The sequence below is a fragment of the Polaribacter sp. Z014 genome, assembly GCF_023555435.1.
Lineage (GTDB): Bacteria > Bacteroidota > Bacteroidia > Flavobacteriales > Flavobacteriaceae > Polaribacter.
On record NZ_JALCZP010000001.1, the window covers coordinates 525035 to 542749 of the forward strand.

Sequence of the window (17715 nt, forward strand, 5' to 3'; positions counted from 1 at the left end):
ATGATAGTAGAACAAACATTACAAGAAGAACTAATTATAGCTAAGAGAAAATCTGCTAAACCTATGTTATGGATTTCCATGATTAGTATGGTGATGTTTTTTGCGGGCTTAACAAGTGCTTATGTTATAAGTATGAAGAGAGATGATTGGGTTTCTTTTGATTTACCTCAGGCATTTTTTATAAGTACAGCACTGATTATAGCAAGTAGTATTACACTGTTTTTTTCGCAAAGAGCTTTAAAAAATGATAAAAGACAACTTTCATTATTGTTGATTATTGCTACCTTATTATTAGGTGTTGGATTTATCTGGCAACAATATGTTGGTTTTAATCAGTTAAAAAGTGTGGGGCTATTTTTTACAGGACCAGAGAGTACTGTATCAACATCTTTTATCATAGGAATCACTTTTATGCACGTTTTACACTTATTAGCAGGTATTATTGTGCTTCTAGTTGTTATTTATAATCATTTTAAATACAAATACAAATCAGACAATATGCTTGGGTTTGAACTCGGTGCAATCTTTTGGCACTTTGTAGATATACTATGGATTTACCTATTTTTCTTTTTCTATTTTATTAGGTGATGAAAAATAGTTATTTTTGGCAAACTAACTAAGAATTAATTAACAGAGATTATTATATGGAAGCAAATATTGCTATACCTACAGATGGTAAAGAAACTTGGAACGGCGGTGGTGGTATAAAACCACTAGGAGCAAGTTATGGTAAAATGATGATGTGGTTTTTTATCGTTTCTGATGCTTTAACCTTTTCAGGGTTTTTAGCAGCTTACGGTTTAACACGATTTAAATTTATAGATTCATGGCCAATTGCCGATGAAGTTTTTACGCATTTTCCTTTTTTACATGGTGTGCATGCGCCAATGTATTATGTGGCATTAATGACTTTTATTCTTATCGTTTCTTCGGTAACAATGGTTTTAGCAGTAGATGCAGGTCATCAAATGAAACAAAAAAAAGTAGCTTGGTACATGTTTGCTACTATTATTTTTGGAATCATCTTTGTTGGATCTCAGGCTTGGGAGTGGAAAAACTTTATTTCTGGTTCTTACGGAGCGGTAAAAACAACAGAGGGTAGAATTTTACAATTTGTAAAAGATGGTCATCAAATTGCATTATCAGATTTTGTGGTAGGTGAAAGAACTGATCAAAGAGTGCAACACGAAAGACAAAATGGATTATGGTTTGAGAAAGAAGGTTCTGTATCTTCTTATTCTGTAGCTCAAATTCAAGATTCTTACAAAAATAATTCAGAAATACAAGTTCGTTCTCAATTGATAGATCCTGCAACAAAACAAAAAATAATTCTTTCTAGAGAAGATGGAATGGCACAATTAGCAAAATCTAAAATGGTTGTAGAGGGTGCTAACTTGCATGTAAACGAGTATGGAAACACCATTTTTGCTGATTTCTTTTTCTTTATTACAGGATTTCACGGATTCCACGTACTTTCAGGAATTATTATTAACATCATTATTTTCTTTAATGTTATTCTAGGTACTTATGAACGTAGAGGACATTATGAAATGGTAGAAAAAGTAGGACTATATTGGCACTTTGTAGATTTAGTTTGGGTATTTGTATTCACATTCTTCTATTTAGTATAATTTATAAAAGAAATTAAAATGGCACACGCACACAAATCAAACACGAATAGAATTTGGGTAGTTTTAGTAATATTAACAGTAATAACTACTGTTGAGGTTGCATTTGGTATTATTAAACCAGATTTCTTGCATCTTTCAAGTTTTTTAGGAACAAGTCCTTTAAACTGGATGTTCATTATTTTAACATTAGTAAAAGCATATTACATTACTTGGGCATTTATGCACATGGAAGGAGAAAAAAAATGGCTGAGACGTTCTGTAGTTTGGACAGTTGTTTTCTTAGTTAGTTACTTGCTAACACTTCTTTTAACAGAAGGCGGTTATATACATAACACATTGGCACCACTTGTAAAATGGTAATTTAAAAAATTAAAAAGGTGGTTTTAACCACCTTTTTTTATACTAAATTTTTAACGTCATTATACTTTATCACAAGGTTTTAGATACCTTGTATAAAAAATTACTCTTTGCAAACTTTGCGAAAAACTTTGCGTTCTTCGCGGTTAACTTATAACAATGATGAAACTTACTAAAAAAAGAGTGGTATTATTTTTACTCTTTATTTTTCCTTTAATCTGTTTTTTAATTTTATCAACCGGAAAAAATAACTTTACTAAATTACCTGTTGTTACAAAAAATGTGGTTGATATTTCTACCTTAGACTCTATATATACATTTAAGGGACATACAAGTATCGTCTGTTTTTTAGGGAATGATGTACAGGCAGAAAAAGGAGGTTTCTTTAATTTAAATGAAAAAATTTATAAAAAGTTTATAGAGTATAATAAATTTCAAATGATTGCTATTTATCCTAAGGGAAAAGAAAGCGATGCTAAACAAATAAAAAAAGAAATTAGTGCTTTTACCGATATGGTAAAATGGAAATTTATAGCAGGTTCTAAAGAAGAAATAGTAGCACTACATTCAAGTTTTAACTCTACCGATACTTTGACGAATCTTTATACTTCTAAGGTGTTTTTGATTGATAAAAAGGGTGATTTAAGAGGGAGAATTAGTGATCAAGATAGTAAAGACGGAAAACTTTTTGGGTACAATATGAATTCTGTTTCTGAGTTAAACGCTAAATTAAAAGATGATGTTTTGGTGCTTTTTTATGAGTATTATACAGCATTTAAAGATAAAAACAAGAATAAAGCAGACAGAAAATAAGCAGGGTTATGAAAAAAAAATATTCTTATATAGGTATTTCATTTATCATTCTTTTATTCGGAATTTATGTTGTTAGAAACATTGATAGAAGAATTAATGACAATGATCTTGTTCAAGATAGTAGCTTGAATAAGGTTGATAAAAATACGGCCACTACAAAAGGGTTGTATACATTTAATAAAGTCCCAGATTTTGAGTTTACAGATCAAAACGGACTTACAATTACCAATAAAGATTATGCTGGTAAAGTTTATGTTGTAGAATTTTTCTTTTCTACATGTCCTACTATTTGTCCCTTAATGAATAAAAAAATGGTAACTATTCAAGACGAATTTTCTTCAAATTCAGATTTTGGAATAGCCTCTTTTTCTATTACTCCAGATATTGATACACCAGAGATTTTAAAAAAATATGCATTAGATAATAGTATTACACATAAAAACTGGCACTTATTAACAGGTAAAAATGATACTATAGTGTATGCGTTGGCTAATAAAGGATTTAAATTATTTGCAGGTAAAGGCGGTAAAGAACATGGTGGTTTTGAACACTCTGGTTTGTTTGCTTTGGTGGATAAAGAAGGAAACATTAGATCTAGAAAAGATGAATATGGAAATCCTATTATGTATTATAGAGCTCTAACAGAATCAGGTTTTTCAGATCAAATAAAAGAATTAAAAGAAGATGTTAAAATATTGTTGAATGAGTAATTTAGCACAAGAAAAAAAATACAAGAAAATAATTACAGGGTTATCTATTGTAATTCCAATTGCTGTTGCAGCTTTATTCGGTATTAAATTACAAGATTTAGGTATTAATGTAGCGCCTTTAACTTTTTTACCTCCAATTTATGCAACTATAAATGGATTAACAGCAATTACTTTAATAGCCGCAGTAGTTGCAATTAAAAAAGGAAATAGAAAGCTACACGCACAACTTAATACGTTTGCAATAGCATGTTCTCTTATTTTCTTATTACTTTATATTGCGTATCACATGACATCAGATTCTACTAAATTTGGTGGAGAAGGTGTCATAAAATATGTGTATTACTTTATCCTTATAACTCATATTGTTTTATCAATAGTGGTAATACCATTTGTGTTAACAACGTTTATGAGAGCAAAACTAGGTAATTTTCCTCAACATAAAAAAATAGCTAAATTTACATTTCCTTTGTGGCTATATGTTGCTATTACCGGTGTTGTAGTTTATTTAATGATATCTCCTTATTATGTATAAAAAAAGAGCTTTAGTATTTTTTTTGTTGATGGTTTTTGCATCAAAACTTTCATTTTCTCAATGTGCCATGTGTAAGGCTGTTGTAGAAACTGGCGATGTTTCTATGGCAGAAGGTGTTAATAATGGAATAACCTATTTAATGGTGTTTCCTTACCTTTTAGTAGGTGTTTTGTTTTTTGTTATTTATAGATATAAAAAGCAAGCAAAAATTTAACATTTATATATGAGGTATATTTTGTAACAAATTTTACTTTTAGTCGTCTTATTTAAACATCAAAAGAAATATATTCTTTTTTGGTGTAAAGAATATAAATGATATCAACCAAAAAATATTGTATTTTGAAAACTAAACTTATCCTATTTGTTGCACTTTTAACCACTATTGTTTCTTTTTCACAAAAAAAGTGGACACTTAAAGAATGTGTAGATCAAGCTTTAAATAAAAACATTTCTATTCAACAGAATAAATTAAGTTTAGATATTGCTAAGACAGATTTAAAGAGCTCTAGAGGTAATTTTTTACCATCTGTTAGTGCAAATACAGGAGGTAATCTTTCCGCAGGTTCTAACTTTGATCCTGTAACAAATAACAGATCTGCAAGTACCACATTTTTTGGGGGTAATGTAGGTTTAAATGCAGGAATAACTGTTTTTAATGGATTTAGAAACCTAAACTTATATAAGCAAGCTAAATTAGGGATAGAAACAAGTAAATTAGATTTGCAAAAGATAGAGAATGATGTTTCTTTGTTTGTTGTAAATGGTTATTTAAATGTTCTTTTCGCAAAAGAAAATTTAGAGGTATCTAAAGTTCAAGCTGCTATAAGTAAGAAACAAATACAAGCTGCAAAAGATAGGTTTGAGGCTGGGACAATAGCTAAAGGTGAATTGTTAAATTTTAAATCTACAGCTGCAAATGATTTGCAAAGTGTTATTACACAAGAGAATGCGCTAGATTTAGCAATCTTAAATTTAGCACAATTATTGCAAGTGCCTTCTAATAATTTTGATGTTGCTCCAGTAAATGTAGACTTACCATCTGCAGACTTATTATATAAGAACTCAAACTCTGTGTATGAAAAGTCTCTAACCAAAATGCCAGAAATTCAAAGAGCAGAATTAGCTATTGATAATGCATCTTTAGACATAGAAATTAGTAAAAGTAATTATTTACCTACCGTTACAAGTTCTATTTTTGCTAATACAAACTATAGTTATATTATAAAGCCAACCGGTATCCCTACAGGAGATTTTTTAGATCAATTAGACGGTAATCTTGGTTACGGACTAGGTTTTAATATTAATATTCCAATTTTTAATGGTTTTAAAACCGATGCTAATGTAAAAAGATCTAAAATTAATAAAGAAATTTTTGAAACTAGATTAGAAAGTGAAAAACTAAATTTAAAACAAACTATAGAGCAAGCCTTTTTAGATGTAAAATCATCTTTAAAAGCCTACCAAGCAGCAAGAATTTCTTTAACAGCGCAGCAAGAAGCTTTTAAAAATGCACAAGAAAGGTATAATTATGGTGTAATGACTTTATTCGATTTTGATTTAGTTAGAACACGTTTAGTAAATGCAGAAGGAGCAATGATTCGTTCTAAATACGATTATGTTTTTAAAACGAAAGTATTGCAATTCTATTCTGGAGAACTAATTTTAGAATAAATAAAATAAAGATTACTAATGAAGCCTTGCAAATTTGCGAGGTTTTCTTTTTTCTATAACTTATATTTGCATAAAAATATAGAAGTTGGCAATTATCCTAAACCTAGAGACCGCAACTAAGAACTGCTCTGTAAGCATAGCAAAAGACGGCAAAGTTATCGCATTAAAAGAATTGAATAATGGTAATTATTCTCATGCAGAAGTTTTACACCCTTTTATTTTAGAGGTTTTAAAAGAAGTAAATTTAACTTCTAAAGAAATAGACGCTGTAGCGGTTAGTAAAGGTCCGGGTTCTTATACTGGTTTAAGAATTGGTGTTTCTGCCGCAAAAGGACTTTGTTTTGCCTTTGACAAGCCATTAATTTCTATAAAAACCTTAGAATCTCTGGCTCATGCAATTTCTATTGATAAAGGTATTATTGTGCCTATGCTAGATGCAAGAAGAATGGAAGTATATGCTGCTGTTTTTAATGAAAATTATGAGCAGATTAGAGATATTAAGGCTGAGATAATAGATGAAAACTCTTTTTCTGATTATTTAGAAGCGGGTATCGTTACTTTTTTAGGTGATGGAGCTCATAAGTGTAAAGAAGTAATTACCCATAAAAATGCTGTGTTTATAGATGCTATTTTTCCATCTGCAAAAGAAATGGCAGAATTATCATTTATTAAGTACAAAAAAAACGACATCGAAGATGTCGCTTATTTTGAACCTTTTTATTTAAAAGATTTTGTTGTTATTCCTGAAAAGAAAAAGAAACCTACTTTTTAAGGTTTACTTGGTGTGGGTAAGGAATCTCGATTCCTGCTTTATCAAGTGCTAATTTTACATTTTCTGTTACATCAAAATACACGGTCCAGTAATCTGCGGTTTTACACCAAGGTCTTACTGCAAAATTAACAGAACTATCTGCTAACTCAGAGACTGTAACTCCAGGAGCTGGATCTTTTAAAATTTTAGGATGAGAAGTTAATACATTCATTAATACTTCTTTTGTTTTCTTAATATCAGCATCATAAGAAACACCAATGGTTAAGTCTACACGTCTTGTACCTTCTGTAGAATAATTAACAATATTTCCATTAGATAAAATACCATTCGGAATTATTATTTCTTTGTTAGATAAACCTGTAAGTTTTGTAGTAAATATTTCAATTTCTTTTACAACACCAACTTCACCTTGTGCTTCTACTAAGTCGCCAAGTTTAAAAGGTTTAAAAACCATTATTAAAACGCCACCTGCAAAGTTGGCAAGAGATCCTTGTAATGCTAAACCAACAGCCAAACCTGCCGCTGCTAAAATTGCTGCAAAAGAAGTTGTTTCTACACCTAGTTTAGATATAACAGCTATAATTAATAATATTTTTAGTCCCCAACCAATTAAGTTTCCTAAAAACTTTTGAAGTGTAACATCTATGCCACCCTTTTCCATTGCTTTTCTAGAAGCTTTAACAATTAGTTTTATAACTATTAAACCAATAATTAGAATTGCTAATGCAACTAAAATTTTAGGGGTATATTCAATTACTAATCCTTTTAAATTTGTAAGATATTTTTCCATTTTTATTTTTAATAATAATTAACTGCAAAAATAAAGGTTTCTTAGGTATTTATGAAAGAATTATCTATGATAATAAAATAGAAATAATACCTAGAGCTGCTGGTATGGTTTGTATGTACAGTATTCTAATTATTTTTGTAGAATAGGCTCCATAAAGTCCGGCAATAGCAACACAAGACAAAAAGAAAATTGCCACGTCAGTTTTTACCATAAACATAGACCAGAGTAATCCTGCAGCTAAAAAACCGTTATATAAACCTTGGTTTGCAGCCATTACTTTTGTTTCTTCTGCTAACGCTTTGTTTTTTATTCCAAAAGCCTTCATTGCCTTTTTTGAAGTCCAAATTACCATTTCTAAATAGACTATATAAATGTGGATTATTGCTACCAAACTAATAAATATGATTTGTAAAATATTCATAGAGTATTTTTTATAATTGAAAAAAAGCGATTTAACTTTAATTTAAATCGCTTTTAAGTAGTTAGTTTTTATATTTTAGTTTACTTCAAAGGTAATTTTTAAATTTACTCTAAATTCAGTAACATCGTCACCATTTACAACTGCACTTTGCGATTGTACAAATACAGATCTAATGTTTTTTACAGATTTAGAAGCTTGCTTTACTGCTTTTCTAGTAGCTTCTTCCCAACTTTTTTCTGAATTTGCTAATACTTCAATAACTTTCATAACTGCCATAATGTTGATTTTTAATTAATAAGAGTAAAGGTATCAAATATTCATTAGAAAGTACAATGTTAAATTAATGTTACCAAAATGTTTATAAATTGTAATATATTTACTATATTTGTATCTGTAATGTAAACTTTTAAATTTAATATCATGAAAAAAATACTAACACTTATAATCCTTTGTGTTGCAGCAATAGGATATTCTCAAGATAAACAACCAACTTATACTGCTGAAGGAAATTTGGTAAAAGCAACCTATTATTATGAAGATGGTTCAATAAGTACTGAAGGGTATTTTAAGGATAAAAAATTAACAGGTGAGTGGACTCGTTTTGATAAGGAAGGAAATAAAACTCAAATAGCGAAGTATGAGGATGGTAAAAAAGTAGGAAAGTGGTTTGTTTGGAATAACGAGTCTTTAAAAGAAATTAGTTATGATAACAATGCAATTGTTAGCGTAAATTTATGGAAACATGAAGCTAAATTGGCATCTAATAAATAAATTTTATTGAAATTATTTAAACTCCAAAAAAATATTTTTTGGAGTTTTTTTATGTCTTATTATTTTTCTACATTACAGAACTTCCGAAATTTTATAAAGCTAAATTTATAACTTGAGGTAATCCTTACTGGTTTGATAATTTGTTATTTATCTTATACCAAATAAACATTAAAAGGATTGATTAGTTTTGTTTCTTTTACCTTCATATTTTAATGTAAAAGGGAACAAGAGTTAAGCATATGGTTCTGTTTTCTATTTCGTATTAAGAAAAAGTAACTCCAATATATTGCCAATCATATTAAAGTACATTTGGTATTCTGTTATGACAATGTTTGAGTATTTATAATCATATTATGTTAACAACCTTTTTTTTATTTGAGATAAAGATATTTTAAGGTAGTTTGATGGTGCTATTTATAATATAGTTATAAGACTTGATTAACTTTAATTTTTTTAGGAAGGAAAGCTTGTTTAGGATATGTATAGAAGAATGGTTATTCACTATAAAACTTAAATGCATAAAAAAACGTTTAGAGACTAGTCTCTAAACGTTTTTTTATGCATTGTATTTAAGAATTACTCTACAATTAAAGTAAAAGGAATACTATATTTTACACCTACTGGCTTACCTCTTTGTCTACCTGGTTTCATTTTAGGTAATTGTTTCATTACTTTAATTACTTCACTTTTAATTTTTGGGTGTGGAGCTCTTGCATTAACATCAACAATGTTTCCGTTTTTATCAATTTTAAAACCGATAAATACTCTTTTTCTACCTGCAGATAATCCTAATTCGTTTGGTAAATTTGCATCAAATTTTCTTGAAAAGTGTTTTTGAACCATTTTACTAAAACATGCTTTTAATTCTGCTTTACTTCCTTTACATCCAGGAAATACAGGTACATCTTCAATAATCATGAAACTTACATCTTCTACAACTTCTTCTATTTCCTCCACTTCTACAATTTCTTCTACTTCTACAGCTTCTGTTTCATCTGTTTCTGTAGATTCAATTACAGTCTCTTCTACTTCTTTTTCATCTTCTACAATTTCTATTTTTTCTGGAGCTGGTGGTGGTGGCGTTTTTGGTTTAACTTGTTCTACTCTTTCAGTAATTACAGTTTCTTCTTCCATTTCAGCACTCATGTTCACTGTACCGAGGTCTCCAATAACTTTATCGAATGTTTTATGTTCTATAGCTATTAGTGTTATAAATAGTGCTAGAACCAAACCTATTTGCATAAAAATTTTACTGTAATTTTCTAAGTTTGATTTTGGGTTTTTCTTAATTTCCATTGTAAAGAGTTTTTAATAGTTCGCTAATTTAATTAAATTATTGGTTTATATACAAGTCTTAGTGTGAATTAACTGTATTTTTTTTTAATATTTGATTAAAAACAATTAATCCTAAGAGAACTCCAAGTGTATTTGCTATTGCATCTTTGTAGTCTCCTGTTCTATATACAGTTAATGTTTGTTGCAGTACTTCAATAAGTATGCCAAAAAGAATGCAACAAATTACAATAACGTATTTTAGAGCTGGTTTTCTATAAAAAGAAAATAACCAACATATAGAAAGTGTAAAATACGCTGTTAAGTGATACATTTTATCAATATTATTGATATTTGGCTCTACTTTAGGCATTTTCATCAAACTTAAATAAGCAATTGTAATTGTTATTAGTATTGCAATGATAAAAAAATTATCCTTCAATAAGCTCTTTATACGCTGCTGCATCTAATAGATTGTTTATTTGAGAACTATCTGATATTTTAATTTTAATCATCCAACCTTTGCCGTAAGGATCAGAATTTACAAGTTCTGGTTCATCTTCTAACTCTTCATTAAATTCTATTACTTCACCTGTTAAAGGCATAAATAAATCTGAAACCGTTTTAACAGCTTCTACAGAGCCAAAAACTTCTCCTTCTTCTACAGTATCATCTAAAGTGTCTACGTCTACATAAACGATGTCTCCTAGCTCTCCTTGTGCAAATTCGGTAATACCTACTGTTGCTACATCGCCTTCAATTTTAATCCACTCGTGGTCTTTAGTATATTTTAATTCTGATGGTAAATTCATTTTTTTATAATTTTATGTTTATTTTTTTTAGTTTCCTCCTAAGTTATAAATAATATTAAACCCTCCATTAATCGATTGTCTTGGAAAAGTGGTAGAGATTGCATATTTAGATGTTTGATGATTGTAATAGAATGATGCTGTTAAACTATTGCTTAATCTATAATCTGCCGTAAATTTAATAGAAAAAAGTTTTTGACCACCACTAATTTGATCATTATCTTGATCTATAGATCTAATTTGGGTTAAATTATCTCTTAAAGATACATCTGCTCTTAAGTTGATGTCTCCTTTTAGAGTTTGTTTTTTTCCTGTAAAACGGGTACTAAATTTAACGTCTTCAAAAACGTACCCCAATCCAAATATATATTCTGTACCAGAAATATCGGTTAATGTACTATTGTTAAAATTCATGGTAAGTGTTCTGTCACTTTTTACTTCTCCTCTTAAAGAGAAAGAGTTTCTCATTTTCATGTCTAATTTAATTAGTGGAGAAAATTCATCTACCAAAGTAACAGCTGCTACTAATAATTCTGGTTCATAATTGTTAGCTACATTTATATTGGCGTAAGGATTATTGCTGTCATACTGTAGGTTGTTTGTAAAACTAGATACGGTGTAAGAAGATCTATAACCATGTGAAACTACAAAGTTGCTAAAGTTTTTCTTAAAAAACTTAAACTTCATTAATCCATTGTAACGTAATGTCCAGTTAGGAATGGGGATGTTTCTAAATAATCCTGTGTTTACTTTATCTGGACTTTTACCGGAATATGCAGCTATAAAAGCAGGTAATAAAACTTGCTGACTGTTGTTTCCATAACCGCTTGCAGGTATATTATTCTCTGTAGCTAATCTATTAGAAATAATACTTCTATAATTTCTTAAGTTTTGAAATAAAACATCTCCATCCGTAAATGCAGTAGATAACATAGAGTAGCTGGTACTAAAATTACCGGTTTCAAAGAAAGGTGTATTTTCAAATTGATTGCTACCAGAAACAAGGTCTAGTTGTTGAGACATATCTCTAGTTTGTATTTTATTCCCTCTAACATCTATATTTAAGTCTTTTATTGGTTTTAGGGTAAAGGTGTAGTCTAATTTATTGTAATGCGTCTTACTGTAAGTTTTACTGTAGTATTCTTCTCCTGGGTTTCTTGTAACAAACCAACCTTGTTCTAAAGCTCTATTTCTAATATCTACTTGACTACCAAAGGCAAAAGAAGTTGGAGCACCGCCTAAAAAGCCAACTTCTTCAGTATAACCAGGTAATAATTGTCCGTTGTTTTCCGAATAACTAATTTTTCCTTGTTTTACAGAGGTTAAGATATTATAAGTTCCTTTTAAAATCTTTTTACCAATAGATAATTTTTTCTTTTGATTTACTCTTCCAGGTGTTCTAGGTAAACTAGATCCCTTTAAGCCTTTAGCTTCTTTAACAGATTTACGTTGACTTTTGGTTAAAAGTAATTTTTCGAAACCAAGTCCTTTGTAAAAAGCATCAAAATTAATAGTAGAATTTAAATTGTGAGTATTTGCATTCTGTATAGTATTTCCTATTAAGTTTACAGAAGGGACATCAACCCCATTAATATCAATGGTGTTTTGTGGTGCCGCTTGCCAATCAAAATCTGCTGTGTAGGCGTAATCTGCTTTTATAAATTTTAAAAACGGAATTTTATCGATTGGTAAATTATAGGTAGCATTTAATTTTTGATGATAGTGGTTGGCTCTTCCTGTATTAAAGAAATCGTCAAATACCTGAATTTCATCATTATTATTAAAGGTGTCATAAATATAACTATTGGTTGCATTAAAGTTTAATTGCAATGATTTTGTTAAATCAAAACCAACGGTATAATCCCAATCAAACAAAAATCTACGTTGTTTTAATTCTGGTTGAGGAGATAGTCCTGCTACAAGGTTTCTAGACTGCTGTTCATTATAATTTCTATTGATACTAGAGTTAATTGCTAAGGTTTTAGGAATAGGATTAAAATTAAAATCTTTTATAAGTTGCCAATATTTGCTTCTAAAAAGAGAATCATTCTTTTTAAAAGGCTCAATTGGTTTAGAATCGAAACTAAAATTGTAGGAAGCAGAAGCTCTTACGCTTTCATTAATACGTTTTTTAATGTTGTAGTTTCTTTGAAACTCTTTGTTGTGGGCATAAGAAACAGCTAAATTTTCTACATCGTAAAATTTAGGTTTTTTTGTAGAATTTGGATTTCTGTTCTTTTTAACATTTGTAAAACTGATACTTGTTCTTTTTGTGTAATCTCTAGAAAACTCACTGTTTTCATTTTCACCCAAAGCATCTGCTAATTCTATATCTTGAAACTGAGGATCGTATTTAGGGTCTATATAAAGCTCACCAATACTATAGCTCATTGGCAATTGAATTCCCCATTTTTTAGGTGTTAAAACTTTTCCTAAATTTACAGTAGTAGCTACATCATATTGTTTAGTTTCATCTAAACTACGTTGGCCTACTCTGTCTTCTACATTACCAAAACCAACGGTAGACATACTACCAGATAAAGATACATTTGCTACATCTGCAAAATTTGCATCCGCATTAAGAACAGCGGCCCAACCACCATCATTATCAAAGCCAGAAGAACGTAATTCATTAAACCAAACTTCACCACTTATAGGAGATGTTGTTTTGTTTTTTACACCTAATACAATGGTTTTTAATTCTGCTAATGTTGGATTCCCTTTTACAGAAATGGTATAAGGTATAGCTGCATCCTGTTCTGTAGACGTATATATATCTGTAATTGGAACACCAATTCTGTCTCGTTCTAATTTTACCAAGCCAAAAGTTTCTAGAAATGCATCTAAATTATTTGCTTCTGGCCAAAGATCTAATGCAGATGTACCGTTTTTCGAAACTTTTAAAGGCACTTCTATTTGATAAAAGTTATCATTTAAATCTGTACCTAATCTTATAATAGCAGAAAAATCATCATCATTAATAGCAAGTGCTCCTTCATTTTTTTGAAGGTGCATAAACATTTTTAAATTTTTAAATCGCCTTAAATCTATACTAATGTTTTTATAAATTGCTCTGGTTTTATTTGCGGCTAAGTTGTTTACTTTTAAGGTAACAGACTGTTCATTTTGCAATTGTACACTGGTGCTACCTTGTAAACGCTCTCTTTCTATTCCTGGAGGCTGTATGTAGCTTCCTTCATTCTGTTCTATACTTACTACACCAACTTCAAAATCTTTTAGTTCGTTTTCGTCTAGATCTATTGGTGTGGTTATATTTTCATCTAAAGTCTTTGTGTAACGTCTCCAATCTCCACGGACCAAATCTAATTCTCCAAAACGAAGTACTACAGGTATTTTGAAATTGGTTAAAAACATTCTTACAAAACGGATACTATTAAAATCTGAAATACCATTTATTGGCGTTCCTCCTCTTAAGGGAACTCTAAATTGGTACCATGTTGTTTGTTGTTTAGCGCCGTTCTCTAAAGTGACCTCTGTTATTTTTTTATCAACAATATAATTTTTACCAATTGCCAAATCATTTCTATTCATAGAAACTTTATACTCGTAGTAACTTTCTACGGTATTCATGGTTTGATCTTTATTAATGTCTTCTACATCTGGATATGATGTTGAAGATGTTGGGTAGCTTTCTGTAGATTGATTTAAAGTTGGTGAATTTCCTTGTGTATTGTTGTAGTTTTTATATCTAGTAAGTACAGAAGCATTGCTAGCATCTAATGTGCTACCTCTAAAATATTGAAAATTGTCTGAAGCAGGATCATTAGGGTTTAATTTACTGAAATTTGGAAGTGCTGTACTGTATTTAGAAAATTCCTCGGTATCATTTAATCCGTCAAAACCTAGATCTTGGTTAGTTCTTGAGTCATCATTTTCGTCAAAAGCGTAAATAATAGATGGGTTTGTAGGTATTTTACCCCATGTTGTAGTGGCCGTATTAATATCTCCACCAGTTTCTGGTAAACCATTTTCATACATTTTTCGACTATCTTTTAAGATGTCTTCAGAAACATTACCTAAATTTATGTATAAATCTCCAACTTGAAGATTGTTGTTTGTCTTAACATTATCAGGTGTTAATCCGTTTGGTAAACCTTCTTCATTAGTAATAGAATAATTTTCATAAGGGTCCATTACCCAAAACTGCATATACTCAACATTTGCTTGGTCAAAATTGTTGGTAGTTAAGGCTCTCATAACTCCTGCCCATCTATTTTGTGGGTCAGAGAAAGTTCCATCCGTTTTTACATTGGTTCCTGTATCAAAATTATAAGAACCTCTTTCTGAAGGATAATAGGCTAAATCTAAGGTTCTTATTAAAGAGTTCTGAGTAATATCTAATTGAATATTTGGGAATAATTCTCTATAATTAATTTGTCTTGTTTCTGCTCTAGAGAGTTCTTCTGCATTTATGTTTGCAGGTGTGTCTCCAGCTCCATAAAAAATTTGATCTACATAATACCAAGCTAATTTTCCTCTTTGATAATTGTAAGATAAATCTTCTTGATCTCCATAAAAACCTGGAAAGTATCTAGGTGTACTCGCTTCGTGCCAATCTAATGGAGATAAAATGCTAATAGGTATTTGAGATGCTTCAAAATCATCTATATAAGAAGTTGCTGCACCCGCAACATCTATACCGCTTGGCGTTCCAGGAAGTAAGTATGCCATGTCTGCTCTAACGGATAAGTTAGAAGGAACATCTGTATCTACAAAAGGTAATTTATTGGCTAATTTTGTAAAATAGGGTACTTCTGTGGTGTAATCTACATTTACCCCAAACATAGTGTTGTTTATTGGGTCCGAACCAAAATTTACTTTTGGTGTAATAGGTTTTTCATTAACATTTAAAATAGTTGCCCCAACAATAAATTTATCCGAAAATTTATGTTCAACATCAATTCCCATAAAGGTTTTACGTTGTTGATTAAATACAGCGTTATTTTCTGTAGAAACACTAATAGGTGTGCCAGAAGCTTGCAAACCAGTATCTAAAATTTGTACACGCCCCAATTGATAATCTACTACATAATCTACACCTTCTACTAATTGCCTACCACCTGCGGTTACTCTAACAGAACCTCTAGGTACATTAAAAGCGCCAATAGGAATTCCTCCAGAATTTTCTGATTTAAAATATCCTTTTAAGTAGTACTTATCTTTATTTTGGAAGTTGTTTTTAATATTTGTTTTAGTGTTTAAATATAATTCTTTAAATAAATAATTGTTATCTACAGTTTCATTTAAACCGATATCATTAGCGTTTTTTTGTACTAAATCATTACCAAAAGGTTCTGGTTCTGGAAAAAAGACAAATCCGTATTGAGAATTAACGGTAATTCCTTCTACATAATCAAAATATCCATCTGGAGATCTGTACTGACTCTGGTCTAATTGGTCTAATTTAAAAACTTGTATTAATGGTAAATTAGGAATACCAACTGTATTTGAGTTTTGTAATACATTAGAAGAAATTCCTGTTTGATCATCTCTATATTGAATTTCAAAATAGAAACCATCTTGAGATAATGGAAATGCACCTAAAGCATACACGTTTTTCATCATTAAACGCCATGTTGGAAAAGATTCAACTTCTCCTGTATTTACATTCTTACGATTTGTTTTTAAAATCTCACTTCGTAATAATTTTACAGCTAAATTTTGTGGAGATTGAATTCCATCATTAGAAAATTCACCAACTTTAAAAGAAGTTTTTGTACTACCTGTAACTCCACCTGCAATTGTATATTCATAAGCAACGGCTAAAACTTCTCCGTCATTTAATCTACTATTTAAAGAAATAAAACCTAATTGAGAATTTAAAGTAAATTCACTTGTGTTTAGCCTTCTTGCATTTTCTAACATAGAATAGTCTGTACCTTCACTCATATTATAAGTTTGTAAGGTGCTATTTACGGTAGAAATATTTCTAATACCACTGTTTGTAGTAAGTAAATTAGATAAATTATTAGATTCGTTTGTAGGTATATTTCCACCAGTTGTTATTGGCGGATTTGTTGGTTGTACTTCTCCTGTTTGATTTACCAAAACATTTGTGTCAGACTCTCCAATATCTGCTAAGGCCACAATACTTCTATAATCTTCCGTACTTGCGTTTCTATTGGTTATCCAAACTTCTACTCTGGTAATATTAATTTGACTATTAATTAATGGATAATTTTTAAGCGAGTTAGCATAATTGTCTATAAAATATTGTGATAAGAAAAAGTGACGATCATTATCGTAATCCGTTGCTTTTAATTGAAACTCTTGTATAGACGCTCCTCCTTCGGCAACAACTGTTTTACTTTCTGAGTTTTGTTGAGAAAAAACAGCAGTAATATTGGTATTCCCAAATTTTAATTGTGTTTTTACCCCAAAAAGACTTTGGGCACCATTTATTAAAGAGTTTTTAATTGGCATAGAAATATTACCAGCTTCTATTCCTTGTAAAATATCATCTTCTGTAGGTTCGTACGCAATTTTTACTAAATTCTGAAAATCGAAAGAAGCTTGGGTATCATAATTTGCAGTGAAATCTAAACGTGTACCTACTTGTGCACGAATACTTGCATTAATTTGTTGATCAAAATCGAATGTAAAACTACTTCTGTTTTCTTCGGATAATTGTGGGTTTTCTGTATTTTGATAAATAAAACCTAACTTTAAATTTAGACTTCCTGTAGGTGTTACTTTAATTTCGTTTCCGCCAAAAATAGATTTAAATAAACCAGATTTTACGTAGTATGTTGGTAGTAGGTCTTTTTGAGCTTCTTCAGAGCCCTTTTTTTTAGAGTTTGTGGCGCTTACTTTGTCCTTGTAATACTGCGTCATATCTCTTTTTAATCGATAATCTGCGTATTCTCTTTGCGTAAGATAAATGGGCGTTTTGGTATAATAATCGCCTATTTTCTCAAAAATTACAAACTTGTTTAATTCTTTATCAAAGATAATTTCTTTTTCTGCTAGATAGTCTAGAAACAAACCACCAGTTTGCTCTTTTTTAAAGTTATACCTTAATTTAAGAGTATCGTTTTTTACGGTAATTGAATCTGTGTTTTTATTTGTCTGGGCATATAAAGATATGTTTGCTGTGATAGCAAAAACAATAAATAAAAATATTTTTTTTAAAAAATCTCTCAAAA

At 30.0% G+C, this 17715-nt stretch carries 17 protein-coding genes; 10 read left to right on the forward strand and 7 right to left on the reverse strand.

Annotation, left to right across the window (positions count from 1 at the left end):
* From MPF19_RS02410 to tsaB, 9 genes are all read left to right on the forward strand, one after another.
* Nucleotides 1-588 (forward strand): cytochrome c oxidase subunit 3, encoded by a 588-nt coding sequence (locus tag MPF19_RS02410; RefSeq protein ID WP_249986626.1) that lies wholly within the window; start codon nt 1-3, stop codon nt 586-588.
* A 56-nt stretch (nt 589-644) separates the two neighbouring features.
* Nucleotides 645-1631 carry a cytochrome c oxidase subunit 3 gene (locus MPF19_RS02415; protein ID WP_249986628.1) on the forward strand — a complete coding sequence of 329 codons (987 nt, stop codon included), beginning with the start codon at nt 645-647 and terminating at the stop codon, nt 1629-1631.
* Nucleotides 1632-1649: 18 nt separating this feature from the next.
* Nucleotides 1650-1991, forward strand: a complete 342-nt coding sequence (locus MPF19_RS02420; protein WP_203392669.1) for a cytochrome C oxidase subunit IV family protein — start codon at nt 1650-1652, stop codon at nt 1989-1991.
* A gap of 156 nt (nt 1992-2147) precedes the next feature.
* On the forward strand, nt 2148-2801 hold the full coding sequence (locus tag MPF19_RS02425) for a hypothetical protein (protein WP_249986630.1): 654 nt from the start codon (nt 2148-2150) through the stop codon (nt 2799-2801).
* Between the two features lie 8 nt (nt 2802-2809).
* On the forward strand, nt 2810-3511 hold the full coding sequence (locus MPF19_RS02430; RefSeq protein WP_249986632.1) for an SCO family protein: 702 nt from the start codon (nt 2810-2812) through the stop codon (nt 3509-3511).
* The gene (locus MPF19_RS02435; protein ID WP_203392666.1) at nt 3504-4043 is read left to right on the forward strand and encodes a DUF420 domain-containing protein; all 540 of its coding nucleotides are present in this window, start codon (nt 3504-3506) and stop codon (nt 4041-4043) included. The genes MPF19_RS02430 and MPF19_RS02435 overlap by 8 nt, the downstream gene beginning before the upstream one ends.
* A complete protein-coding gene (locus MPF19_RS02440; RefSeq protein ID WP_203392665.1) occupies nt 4036-4257 on the forward strand; it encodes a CAMCR motif-containing small membrane protein in 222 nt (73 codons plus the stop codon). Before MPF19_RS02435 ends, MPF19_RS02440 begins: the two co-directional genes overlap by 8 nt.
* A gap of 125 nt (nt 4258-4382) precedes the next feature.
* Complete coding sequence (locus MPF19_RS02445) at nt 4383-5714, forward strand: TolC family protein (protein WP_249986634.1); 1332 nt, start codon at nt 4383-4385, stop codon at nt 5712-5714.
* 85 nt (nt 5715-5799) lie between these two features.
* Nucleotides 5800-6486, forward strand: a complete 687-nt coding sequence (gene tsaB / locus MPF19_RS02450; RefSeq protein WP_249986636.1) for a tRNA (adenosine(37)-N6)-threonylcarbamoyltransferase complex dimerization subunit type 1 TsaB — start codon at nt 5800-5802, stop codon at nt 6484-6486.
* On the opposite strand, the gene MPF19_RS02455 is transcribed toward tsaB, so the two are convergent.
* The 3 genes from MPF19_RS02455 to MPF19_RS02465 all read right to left on the reverse strand — a co-directional run bounded on the left by MPF19_RS02455 (nt 6476) and on the right by MPF19_RS02465 (nt 7973).
* Entirely contained in the window at nt 6476-7276 is an 801-nt protein-coding gene (locus MPF19_RS02455; RefSeq protein ID WP_203392662.1) for a mechanosensitive ion channel family protein, read from the reverse strand. The genes tsaB and MPF19_RS02455 overlap by 11 nt on opposite strands.
* Before the next feature lie 64 nt (nt 7277-7340).
* Entirely contained in the window at nt 7341-7697 is a 357-nt protein-coding gene (locus MPF19_RS02460) for a DUF1304 domain-containing protein (protein ID WP_249986638.1), read from the reverse strand.
* Nucleotides 7698-7772: 75 nt separating this feature from the next.
* On the reverse strand, nt 7773-7973 hold the full coding sequence (locus tag MPF19_RS02465; RefSeq protein WP_203392660.1) for a dodecin family protein: 201 nt from the start codon (nt 7971-7973) through the stop codon (nt 7773-7775).
* Between the two features lie 144 nt (nt 7974-8117).
* Between MPF19_RS02465 and MPF19_RS02470 the strand changes: the two genes are divergently transcribed.
* The gene (locus tag MPF19_RS02470; RefSeq protein ID WP_203392659.1) at nt 8118-8468 is read left to right on the forward strand and encodes a toxin-antitoxin system YwqK family antitoxin; all 351 of its coding nucleotides are present in this window, start codon (nt 8118-8120) and stop codon (nt 8466-8468) included.
* Nucleotides 8469-9044: 576 nt separating this feature from the next.
* Here MPF19_RS02470 and MPF19_RS02475 read toward each other — a convergent pair.
* Genes MPF19_RS02475 through sov form a run of 4 tightly spaced genes read right to left on the reverse strand, consistent with a single transcriptional unit; the run spans nt 9045 to nt 17713 of the window.
* Entirely contained in the window at nt 9045-9764 is a 720-nt protein-coding gene (locus tag MPF19_RS02475) for an energy transducer TonB (RefSeq protein WP_203392658.1), read from the reverse strand.
* Nucleotides 9765-9822: 58 nt separating this feature from the next.
* Nucleotides 9823-10113: a VanZ family protein gene (locus MPF19_RS02480; protein WP_249986640.1), complete on the reverse strand. Its 291-nt coding sequence runs from the start codon at nt 10111-10113 to the stop codon at nt 9823-9825.
* A 58-nt stretch (nt 10114-10171) separates the two neighbouring features.
* On the reverse strand, nt 10172-10552 hold the full coding sequence (gcvH, locus tag MPF19_RS02485; protein ID WP_203392656.1) for a glycine cleavage system protein GcvH: 381 nt from the start codon (nt 10550-10552) through the stop codon (nt 10172-10174).
* A gap of 27 nt (nt 10553-10579) precedes the next feature.
* Nucleotides 10580-17713, reverse strand: coding sequence for a T9SS outer membrane translocon Sov/SprA (sov, locus tag MPF19_RS02490; RefSeq protein WP_249986642.1), 7134 nt, complete (start codon nt 17711-17713; stop codon nt 10580-10582).
* Nucleotides 17714-17715: the final 2 nt, after the last annotated feature.